The following is a 9910-nucleotide window of genomic DNA, read 5'->3' on the forward strand; positions in this document are numbered from 1 at the left end:
GGTCAGCTGAGGGATCAGCCGCCGGGGACGGTGTCCTTGAACGTGACACCTTCACTGCGGGCGGCGCTGACCTGTGCCTTCACCTGGTCCGGGGTGAGCACCTCGTCCTTGACGTGCAGGACGTAGTCGACCTGCTGGTCGTAGGCGCGCGGGGCCGAACTCGATTGCCCCGCCAGGTCGATGAGCCACTGGTTGAAGTTGATGGACATGGGCCGTTCCGGCAGGTACTTGGCGTCGTGCGCCGCGAACAGCTGCCCGTCGACGTAGTACTTGATGGCGCTGCCGTCGATGGTGAACACCACGTCGTGCCAGCCCGCGTAGCTCTGCCGCACCTCGGTGTGCTGACTGACGGCCTCCCACGGCTCGGGGTTGAAGGTCTCCCAGGACGTGGTGTAGAGGATGTTGCCCGACTCGCCCCAGCCTCCGTTGGGCAGATACTCGAAGTCGTACTCGGAGTAGTCGTCCGCCATCGGGGCCTTGAGGTCGTTGATGGCGAAGAACGCCTGCACGAGGTGGTCACCGTCGGGGCCCGACCGGGGTGCGTCGGCGTACTTCACGCGGGCCGCGTAGGTGCCGTTCTTGAACTTGACCGACTTGGTGAGGATCTCGGTCTGCTCCGTCGACCCACCCGTGCCCGCGGTCGACGTCTCCAGGTTCATGACGGAGTTGCCGTCGACGGCGGGGAAAGTGATGTTCTCGGGCACCCAGGAGGCACCGGGGACACCGGGACCGCCCGCGTTGGAACGGATGCTCCAGCCGTGCTCGGAGATCTTCGGGTCGGCGTGGCCGCTGTAGTTGAAGTCGTCGAAGAGCACGGGGGATGCGGCGGTCGCCGCGTCGGGCGCGGCGGACGCGGGCAGTGCGGCGAACCCTGCGAGGCCGAGCCCTGCGGCCGCCGCGGCCGCGATGGCCGTACGCACCCGGAACGTCATGCTGGAGCGGTGTCGATTCATCGACCTGATTCCTTTCGCGTGGGGGGAGGTGCGGTACAACGACACTTCGTGGCTTTACCAATTGGTAAGCTGACCACTCGCGAGGACCGAAGGTGGCATAGACCAATGAGGGCGTCAAGTCCCCCTGCATGACAGGGCGTTGCGCCCTGCCGACAACTCGACAACTCAGCAAAGGCGGGCGCATCCATGGACCAGCAGGGCACACCCGGCGGCGTACGCAAGCGCGAGCGCGTACGCGAGGTCCTGCTCGATCTCATCGAGTCCCGCCGCCCGGGCGACGCGATCCCCTCCGAGCGCACGCTCTGCGCCGAACTCGGCGTCTCCCGGCCGACGTTGCGCGCCGCCGTCGACACGCTGGTGTCCTCGGGCCTCCTTGTGCGCGAGCACGGCCGGGGCATGTTCGTGGCCCGCGCCAAGGTCACTCAGGAGCTGACCCCGGGCAGCCGTCCGCTCACCGTGCCGCCGGCCGCGGGCGCCTGGTCGAGCCGTGTACTCGAGTTCAGCACGGTCAGGGCCGGGGCGCGGGTCGGCCGCAAGCTGCGGATCTCGCCCGCCGCCGAGCTCCTGCACGTGGTGCGGCTGCGCCTGGTCGACGGTGAGCCGATCGCCCTGGAGCGGCTGCACGTCCCGGCCGCCCTCGCCCCTGGGCTCACCCCCGCGCAGGTGGAGTCCGGCTTCTACGCCCACCTTCGCGAGGTCCGCCGCATCCGCCCCGCGCATGCCGCGCAGTCCATCGAGCCCACGGTCCTGACGGAGGACGAGGCGGCGCTGCTCGGCGTGCCCGTGCTCTCACCGGCCCTGCTCTTCGACCGGATCACCACGGACACCGATGACCGTCCCGTCGAGTACGTGCGCTCCCTCTACCGCGGCGACCGCTACCGCATCGTCTCGCGGCTCGAACTGGACGGTGCCGCCGAGCACCCGGCACCCACCGCCTCGCGCACGGCCGCGTGGTGGGGCACGGTGGAGTGACGTCACCTCACAGTTGTCAGCTCACCACACGGCGGAGAGGAACACCCTCATGACCGACCACACCTATCGGGTCACCGAGATCGTCGGCACCTCGCACGAGGGCGTCGACGAGGCCATCCGCAACGGCATCGCCCGCGCCTCGCAGACGCTGCGCTCGCTGGACTGGTTCGAGGTCACCCAGGTGCGCGGCCACATCGAGAACGGCGAGATCGAGCACTACCAGGTGGGCCTGAAGGTCGGCTTCCGCCTGGAGGACGGTGACAGCGCCTGACTCCACCGCCCAGCGATCACGTCCGGCCCTCACGCTCCTGAGCGTCCTTCAGCGCGGCGGATGTGCTCGCCCAGCGCGCCCGTACGACCCTGAAGCCCGCCCGCTCGGCCTCGTCGCACACCAGCTCGTCGTCGTCCACCAGCATGCGGACCTCGCGCGACCTGGAGATCTTCTGCAGGATCTCCAGCTTGGTGCGCCGGGCGGGCCGCCGGTCGTCGTTGCGGCGCATCCAGATGCGCCCCTCGGGAAGCCCGTTCGCCGCGAGCCACGCCACGGTGTCCTTGCGGCACCGCTCGGGCCGGCCCGTGAGGTAGACGACCTCGCACTCCCGCGTGCTCTCCCGAGCCAGGGCCACGCCCTGTTCCAGCGGCGGATCGTGCGGGGCAGCCGCGAAGAAGGCGTTCCAGTCGCGCGGCTTGCGCTCCAGGAAGCGCTGTCGGTGCGCGGTGTCCGCGAGAGTGCCGTCCAGGTCGAATACGGCCAGTGGCCTGCTGTCTTCCGTCACGCGCCCAGCGTAGGCACTTCCCGTGGGGACTCCGCCCCCGGCCGGATCCGGCGGTGGATGTCCGCGAGCAGGTTCCGCATGGCCATGCGGAAGATCTCGGCCTGATGGTCACCGAGGAACGAGGTGTGCCCGAACACCTCCAGGACGACGAGGCCGTGCAGGTGTCCCCACGCGCTCATCATGAGAGCCGTCGCGGGTGGCGGCAGATGTCCCAGACCGAAGTGCGGCAGCTGTTCCAGGTACGCCAGCAGTGAGGGCGAGAGCGCAGGGGTGTCGGCGGCGGCGAGTTGCGCCGCGGTGAACCCGTCGAACAGCTCGCGCTCGAAGATCAGGCTCATCCGTCGCGACGCCTGGGTGGTCGGGCCTTCGACGGGGGCCGAGTAGTCCCGCAGCGGCGTTCCGTACAGGAGCTGGAAGTGTTCGGGGTGGGCGATGGCCCATCGACGGTAGCCCTCGGCCGCGACCACCAGGCGCGGCAGGTCCGGTTCGTCCGCCGCGGTGTCGACGGCAGCCTGCACGGCAGCGGCCTGGTCGTCGTACGCCTTGGTGACGAGCGCAGTGACGAGGGCGTCCCGGCTCGGGAAGTAGTGGTAGAGCGCCTGCACGGTCATCCCGAGGTCGCGGGCGATCGCCCGCAGGGACAGGGCCGCGGGTCCGTGCTCGGTGATGTGGCGCTCGGCGGCGTCCAGGATCTCCTGCGTGGCTGCGGCACGGCGTCGCTGGCGCAAGGTGGGCGTGGCCATGGCGGGTTCCTCTGCGGGCTTGCGGGGACCGTACGACGGTCGCTCCTGTGAGCCACCCGGAGTTGTGGGGTGTGAAGAAAATCTAACACTGCCAAATTCTCTACTGCCTCACTAACGTCGCTCCCGCCGGGCCCCACTGGTCAACTCCGGCCATTCAACGACGTTTTCACCGTACGGACATGAACCGTATGGAGATCAAAGGAGACAGTGCGTGTTTGAACGCATAGCCGAACTGGCGATTCGCCGGTCCCGGCTGATACTCATCGTCACCGCTGTGGCTGTGGCCCTCATGGGTGTCCTGGGCGCCGGCGCGTTCGGCAAGTTGCTGGGAGGCGGCTACGACGACCCGGCTTCCCAGTCCACCCGGGCCGGGAAGGTCATCGACGAGAAGTTCGGCGGGGAGACGAACCTGGTCCTGCTGGTCCGTACCGCCGAAGGCCGCGTCGACAGCCCGGCCGCCCAGCGCGGCGGCCACGCCCTGGTGGCCGACCTCAAGAAGGAAGAGAACCTCGAGAACCTGATCTCGTACTGGGACACGTCGAGCCCCGAACTGCGCTCCAAGGACGGCCGCGAGGCCATGGTGCTCGCCCATGTGAAGGGAGAGGGCACAGAGCGGGACGAGAACGCCAAGAGCGTCATCGACGCCTACACCGGACCGTACGAGGGCGCACTCACCGTCCAGGCCGGCGGCGGCAGCGCCGTCACCAGCGAGATGGGCACCCAGTCCGGCGAGGATCTCCTCCTGGCCGAGGGCATCGCCGTGCCGCTCACCCTCCTGCTGCTCCTGCTCGTCTTCGGCAGCGTCGTCGCGGCCCTGCTGCCGCTGGTGATCGGCGTCATCGCCATCGCGGGCACGTTCGCGGAACTCTTCGTCCTCGGCAGCGTCACCGATGTCTCCGTCTTCGCGATCAACCTGACCACGGCCCTTGGACTCGGTCTCGGCATCGACTACGCCCTGCTCATGGTCAGCCGGTTCCGGGAGCAGCTCGCGGCAGGGGCGACCGTGGAGGACGCCGTCCGGCGCACGGTGAGCACCGCGGGCCGTACGGTCGCGTTCTCCGCCGCGACGGTGGCGGCCGCGCTCGGGGCGCTCCTGGTGTTCCCGCAGTACTTCCTGCGCTCGTTCGGCTATGCCGGTATCGGTGTCGTCATCATCGCGGCCGTCAGCACCCTGTTCGTCATGCCGGCCCTGTTCGTCGTCCTGGGGACCCGGATCAACAGCGGGCGGCTCCCTTGGGCGAACCGTGGGCGCTCCGCCACCCGGGCACCCCTACCCCTGTGGGGGCGCCTCGCCGGCACCGTCATGCGGCGGCCCGCGCTCACCGCGCTGCCCGTGCTCGCGGTCCTGCTCCTCGCGGCGAGCCCGCTCCTCGGCATCACCTTCGGCACACCGGACGAACGCGTACTGCCCGAGGACGCCGAGAGCCGCCACGTCTCGTCCGTACTGCAGGAGAAGTTCAACGGCAGCGACGACGCGGCTCTCCACGTCGTCATCGACACGTCCGTGAGCAAGGCCCCGCTGGCGACGTACGCCGGTGAACTGTCCGGGCTCCAGGGCGTGGTCCGCGTCGAGACCGGCGCGGGGACCTACACCGACGGACGGTCCACGGCGTCCGACCCCGGCAACAAAGCCCTCGCCCGCCCCGACGCGCAGCAGATCACCGTGGTGAGCACCTTGTCGCCGAAGTCGGACGAGGCCCAGAGCCTGGTCGAGGAGGTGCGGGCGGTCGCCCCGCCCGCCGGGACACACCCTCTGGTGGGCGGAGTCGACGCCGAACTGGTCGACTCCAAGAACTCCATCGCCGACCGGCTCCCCATCGCCCTGGCCCTGGTGGCCCTCACCACCTTCCTCCTGCTCTTCCTGTTCACCGGCAGCATCGTCCAGCCCTTGCGGGCGCTGCTTCTCAACCTGATCAGCCTGGGGGCCACCCTCGGCGTCATGACCTGGATCTTCCAGGACGGCAACCTCTCCTCCCTGCTCGGCTTCACGGCGCAGCCCATGGAGGTGTCCATGACGGTGCTGATGTTCTGCATCGCCTTCGGCCTCTCGATGGACTACGAGGTCTTCGTCACCAGCCGCATCAAGGAACTCCACGACCTGGGCGAGGACAACGAGTCCGCCGTGACCAACGGCCTCGGGCACACCGGACGCATCGTCACCGCGGCGGCCTGCCTGCTCGCGGTGAGCTTCTTCGCCTTCGGGACGGCCAAGCTCAGCTTCATGCAGATGTTCGGCCTGGGCAGCGGCCTTGCCATCCTGATCGACGCCGTCGCCGTACGCGGCATCCTCGTACCCGCCGCGATGCGTCTGCTCGGGCGCTCGGCCTGGTACGCGCCCGGCTTCCTGCGAAAGGTCCACGGGCGGATCGGCCTCAGCGAAGGCGGCCCCGCACCCGCGGCCGCGCCGGAGAGCGCGCCGGAGAGGCGGGTACGGTCGTTGCGGTGATCACCGATCACTGATCAGACGGAGGTTCCGGGAGGCCGGGAGAGCATGAGGAGACTGTGGGGCTCCACGGAGACCTCACTGTCCGCCTTGTGCTCCACCTCGTCGGCGACACCTCGGGGTTCCGAGGTGTCGATCCTCGTCGTCCAGCGTTCGCCGAACGCGGCGTCCGGCAGATCGAAGACGACCGGCTCCCGGTGGCTGTTCAGCAGGAGCAGGAAGGAGTCGTCCACCACGGAGCCTCCGTGGGCGTCGGGTTCCGCGATGGCGTCGCCGTTGAGGAAGACGCCGACGGCGTGTGCGTCGGGCCGCTGCCAGTCCGCGTCCGTCATCTCGCGTGCGTCGGGTCGCAGCCACACCAGGTCGGGCATCGGCTGACTCTCGTGGGTCGCGGTGTCACCCCGGAAGAAGCGGCGTCTTCGCAACACGGGGTGGGCTGTCCGGAGTTCAATGGCACGACGGGTGAAGGTCACCAACTCCCGCTGTTCCTCAGTGAGTTCCCAGTTGATCCAGGAGGTCTCACTGTCCTGGCAGTAGGCGTTGTTGTTGCCGTGCTGGGTGCGGCCGAGTTCATCCCCGTGGGCGAGCATCGGTATGCCCTGCGAGAACATGAGGGTGGCCAGGAAGTTGCGCTGCTGGCGTGCGCGAAGCTCAAGGATTCCCTCGTCGGCGGTAGGCCCTTCGGCACCGCAGTTCCATGAGCGGTTCGTGCTCTCACCGTCCTGGTTGTTCTCACCGTTGGCCTCGTTGTGCTTGTCGTCGTACGAGACCAGGTCACGCAGGGTGAATCCGTCATGGGCGGTGACGAAGTTGACGCTGGCGCGCGGGCGGCGGCGGTCGTGCTGATAGAGGTCGGACGAGCCGGTGAGGCGGGAGGCGAACTCGGCGAGCGTGTGGTCCGCGCCGCGCCAGAAGTCCCGTACCGAATCTCGGTACTTGCCGTTCCACTCCGACCAGAGCGGCGGGAAGTTGCCGACCTGGTATCCGCCGTCGCCGACGTCCCAGGGCTCGGCGATGAGCTTGACGCGGCTGACCACCGGGTCCTGCTGGACCAGGTCGAAGAAGGCCGAGAGGCGGTCGACGTCGTGGAACTGCCGGGCAAGGGTGGCCGCCAGATCGAAACGGAACCCGTCGACGTGCATGTCGGTGACCCAGTACCGCAGCGAGTCCATGACCAGTTGCAGGACGTTGGGGTGACGCATCAGCAGGCTGTTGCCGGTGCCCGTGGTGTCGAAGTAGTGCGCCGGATCGTCCTCCGCCAGGCGGTAGTACGAGGCGTTGTCGATGCCGCGGAAGGCAAGTGTGGGGCCGTTCTCGTTGCCCTCCGCGGTGTGGTTGTAGACCACGTCCAGGATCACTTCGAGCCCGGCCTTGTGGAGCGCCTTGACCATGGACTTGAACTCGGTGACCTGCTCGCCGCGGGAGCCGTGCGCCGCGTAGGCGTTGTGCGGGGCGAAGAAGCCGATGGAGGTGTAGCCCCAGTAGTTGGACAGGCCGCGATCCCGCAGGAACCCGTCCTGTACGTACTGATGGACCGGCATCAGTTCCACCGCCGTCACGCCCAGGGACGTGAGGTGGTCGATGACCGCCTCGGTCGCCATACCCGCGTATGTGCCCCGCAGTTCGGCGGGGACTCCGGGGTGCGTCCGGGTCAGGCCGCGCACATGCGTCTCGTACACCACGGTCTCGGCGTACGACCGCCGCGGCGGCCTGTCGTCCTCCCAGGCGAAGAACGGGTCGGTGACCACCGAGAGCAGGGTGTGCCCGGCACTGTCGGCGGGTTCGGGCCCCTGCGCCGCGCGCTCGAAGAGAGCGGCGTCGTTGTCCATCTGCCCCTCGATGGCCTTGGCGTAGGGGTCGAGGAGCAGCTTGGCGGGGTTGCACCGATGACCTGCCGCGGGGTCCCAGGGACCGTTCACCCGGTAGCCGTAACGCTGGCCCGGGCCGACTCCGGGCAGATAGCAGTGCCAGACGAAGCCGTCGACTTCAGAGAGCGTCACGCGCCGGTGCGTGTCGTCGTCATCGACGAGCACGAGGTCGACGCTCTCGGCTACCTCGCTGAACAGGGCGAAGTTGGTTCCTTCACCGTCGGATGTGGCGCCCAAGGGGAAAGGGGCGCCGGTCCAGGTGCGCACGCAACTGCCTCCCTGCGGATGGACGGGGCCTGGTGAGGCACGGCAGAGCGGTCACACGGACGGTGCGGCTGTCGCGTCGACCAAGGGGTGCTCCTCGACGGGGCCCGCGAGGGCGGGGACGAGGACGGGGACCTCGCGCGGCGCCTCCCGGGGTGCCTCCAGCGCCTCACGCAGGCTGGGTGCGGGGGTCGCGGGGGCCAGCCGGGCGGGTTCGGGCGACCGGACGCGGCGCGAGAACCAGATGATCTTGCCGTTCGTCGCCGGGCAGCTGCCCCAGCCGTCACTCAGCGCGGCGATCTGCGTGAGGCAGCCCTGCGGCCCGTAGTGCCGCTGAGGAAGGTCGGGGTTGTTGTCCGATACGGCGGTGATGAGGTGCTGTCCGTTCCACCACATCTCCACGACGGCCCTCTTGTCCGCTCCGTGCTCCTCGATCGCGTGGAGCAGCACTCCGGAGCAGTGGCCGACGGGTTCGGCGAGAACCCCGAGTCCCCAGTGCCGCAGATGCGCGGCCAGAATGCGCCTGATCTGCTCGATCTTTTCCGGGCTGACCTCCACGTCGAGGTGGTAGTAGCAAGGGATCGCGGATTTCATCGCTCCTGGCTCCTCTCGGTGAAGCTCCCGCTCCTCCTCGGTCTTACCGACCGAGCCCCGAACACGGAACGTGAGCACTGATCACTTCTGGGTCAGTCTCAGAGTGCGAGCGCTACTCCATTTGCGCAACAGGAGCCCCCTGCGCCTGGTGAGGCAACACTCCCAACAGGACGCTGAGTGCCCATACGTGCACCATGAGTCATATGGCTTGACCGGCGTGACCGGCATGACCGGCGTGACGAAGAACGAGGGTGACCAGCGTGGTGCTGCTGCCTGCCAAGGCCGATGTCGCACGGCAGCTGTGCGACTACCGGGCGTGGGAGAGGCTGCTGCTCGCCCGTCCCGCCGACCACGCCGTGCGGGTCCACTTCGAAGACACCGCTCGCACCCTGTGCGTGCTGATGGGTGAGAGCACGGCACGGGTCGCCGCCGACGCGGCCGAGCTCTACCTGCGCCCACGTGCGCGAGAGCAGCCCGCACTCGAGCCCGCACCCGTGCCCGCACTCGAACTCGGTGGAGGAGAGACCGATGACGTCAGCTCCGGAGACGACCTCTGTCCCCACCTCCGTCGCCATGCCCGTCCTGGACGTCCGGCCGGTCGTCGACTGCGGCCGACGCCCGGCGAAGGCGGTTTCCGGCGAGAGCTTCCAGATCACGGCCACCGTCTTCGGTGAGGGCTCGCTGGCGGTCGGCGCCAATGTCGTCCTGCGTGACCCTCAGGGGCGCCCCGGAGCGTGGACGCCGATGCGCGAGCTGGCCCCCGGCAGCGACCGCTGGGGCGCGGACGTCACCCCGGACGTCGAGGGGCACTGGACGTACGGCGTGGAGGCCTGGGTGGACCCCGTGCGTGGCTGGCGGCACTCCGCCGAGATCAAGGTTCCGGCCGGTATCGACGCCGGACTGATGCTCGAAGAGGGCGCGCTGCTGTACGAGCGAGCGGCACACGGAGCTCCTCGGGGAGCAGATCAGCAGGTGCTCCTTGCCGCCGTGGACGCGCTGCAGGACGATTCGCGGTCCCCGGCCGAACGTCTGGAGGCCGCGCTGACTTCGCAGGTGGACGCGGTTCTTGCGCGGTATCCCCTGCGTGAGCGGATCTCATGCTCCCCGGCACTCCCCCTGCTCGTGGAGCGGCCGCGGGCGCTGTTCGGGTCGTGGTACGAGTTCTTCCCGCGTTCGGAGGGTGCCGTCGTCCGGGAGGGCAGGGCCCCGCGGTCGGGGACGTTTCGCACCGCGTCGGAGCGACTTCCGGCCATCGCCGCGATGGGCTTCGACGTCGTCTACCTCCCGCCCATCCACC

8 protein-coding genes and 2 pseudogenes are annotated in these 9910 nt (G+C 69.0%); 5 read left to right on the forward strand and 5 right to left on the reverse strand.

Going from position 1 to position 9910, the window contains the following annotated elements; genetic code table 11:
• Positions 1 to 14 precede the first annotated feature (14 nt).
• Positions 15 to 818, reverse strand: a pseudogene (locus tag ACFQ7F_RS14180) (glycoside hydrolase family 16 protein); the annotation flags it as partial.
• A gap of 321 nt (positions 819 to 1139) precedes the next feature.
• On the opposite strand from ACFQ7F_RS14180, the gene ACFQ7F_RS14185 reads away from it, so the two are divergent.
• Together ACFQ7F_RS14185 and ACFQ7F_RS14190 are read left to right on the forward strand one after the other, a co-directional pair.
• Positions 1140 to 1925, forward strand: coding sequence for a GntR family transcriptional regulator (locus ACFQ7F_RS14185; protein ID WP_383270184.1), 786 nt, complete (start codon positions 1140 to 1142; stop codon positions 1923 to 1925).
• A 49-nt stretch (positions 1926 to 1974) separates the two neighbouring features.
• Positions 1975 to 2196, forward strand: a complete 222-nt coding sequence (locus ACFQ7F_RS14190; protein WP_383270185.1) for a dodecin — start codon at positions 1975 to 1977, stop codon at positions 2194 to 2196.
• 16 nt (positions 2197 to 2212) lie between these two features.
• On the opposite strand, the gene ACFQ7F_RS14195 is transcribed toward ACFQ7F_RS14190, so the two are convergent.
• Together ACFQ7F_RS14195 and ACFQ7F_RS14200 are read right to left on the reverse strand one after the other, a co-directional pair.
• The gene (locus tag ACFQ7F_RS14195) at positions 2213 to 2701 is read right to left on the reverse strand and encodes a hypothetical protein (RefSeq protein WP_383270186.1); all 489 of its coding nucleotides are present in this window, start codon (positions 2699 to 2701) and stop codon (positions 2213 to 2215) included.
• Entirely contained in the window at positions 2698 to 3444 is a 747-nt protein-coding gene (locus ACFQ7F_RS14200) for a TetR/AcrR family transcriptional regulator (protein WP_383270188.1), read from the reverse strand. The genes ACFQ7F_RS14195 and ACFQ7F_RS14200 overlap by 4 nt, the downstream gene beginning before the upstream one ends.
• A 211-nt stretch (positions 3445 to 3655) precedes the next feature.
• On the opposite strand from ACFQ7F_RS14200, the gene ACFQ7F_RS14205 reads away from it, so the two are divergent.
• Positions 3656 to 5890: an MMPL family transporter gene (locus tag ACFQ7F_RS14205; protein WP_383270189.1), complete on the forward strand. Its 2235-nt coding sequence runs from the start codon at positions 3656 to 3658 to the stop codon at positions 5888 to 5890.
• Between the two features lie 14 nt (positions 5891 to 5904).
• Here ACFQ7F_RS14205 and glgX read toward each other — a convergent pair whose 3' ends face one another.
• Positions 5905 to 8022 (reverse strand): glycogen debranching protein GlgX, encoded by a 2118-nt coding sequence (gene glgX / locus ACFQ7F_RS14210; RefSeq protein WP_383270191.1) that lies wholly within the window; start codon positions 8020 to 8022, stop codon positions 5905 to 5907.
• Positions 8023 to 8073: 51 nt separating this feature from the next.
• Positions 8074 to 8613 carry a pep a2 gene (locus ACFQ7F_RS14215; protein WP_383270193.1) on the reverse strand — a complete coding sequence of 180 codons (540 nt, stop codon included), beginning with the start codon at positions 8611 to 8613 and terminating at the stop codon, positions 8074 to 8076.
• 263 nt (positions 8614 to 8876) lie between these two features.
• Here ACFQ7F_RS14215 and ACFQ7F_RS14220 point away from each other — a divergent pair.
• Both ACFQ7F_RS14220 and ACFQ7F_RS14225 read left to right on the forward strand, forming a co-directional pair.
• Positions 8877 to 9068: pseudogene (locus tag ACFQ7F_RS14220) on the forward strand (DUF5133 domain-containing protein); the annotation flags it as partial.
• Positions 9069 to 9141: 73 nt separating this feature from the next.
• Positions 9142 to 9910 (forward strand): maltotransferase domain-containing protein (locus tag ACFQ7F_RS14225; RefSeq protein WP_383270195.1); only part of this gene is annotated, 769 nt, incomplete at its 3' end.

Origin of the sequence: Streptomyces sp. NPDC056486, assembly GCF_042795295.1 — a bacterium.
In the GTDB taxonomy this organism is placed as follows: domain Bacteria; phylum Actinomycetota; class Actinomycetes; order Streptomycetales; family Streptomycetaceae; genus Streptomyces.

Bases quoted from the DNA above. Each gene is read 5' to 3' on its own strand.
- ACFQ7F_RS14185 (WP_383270184.1), top strand. From the start codon at position 1,140: ATGGACCAGCAGGGCACACCCGGCGGCGTACGCAAGCGCGAGCGCGTA.
- ACFQ7F_RS14190 (WP_383270185.1), top strand. From the start codon at position 1,975: ATGACCGACCACACCTATCGGGTCACCGAGATCGTCGGCACCTCGCAC.
- ACFQ7F_RS14200 (WP_383270188.1), bottom strand. From the start codon at position 3,444: ATGGCCACGCCCACCTTGCGCCAGCGACGCCGTGCCGCAGCCACGCAG.
- ACFQ7F_RS14215 (WP_383270193.1), bottom strand. From the start codon at position 8,613: ATGAAATCCGCGATCCCTTGCTACTACCACCTCGACGTGGAGGTCAGC.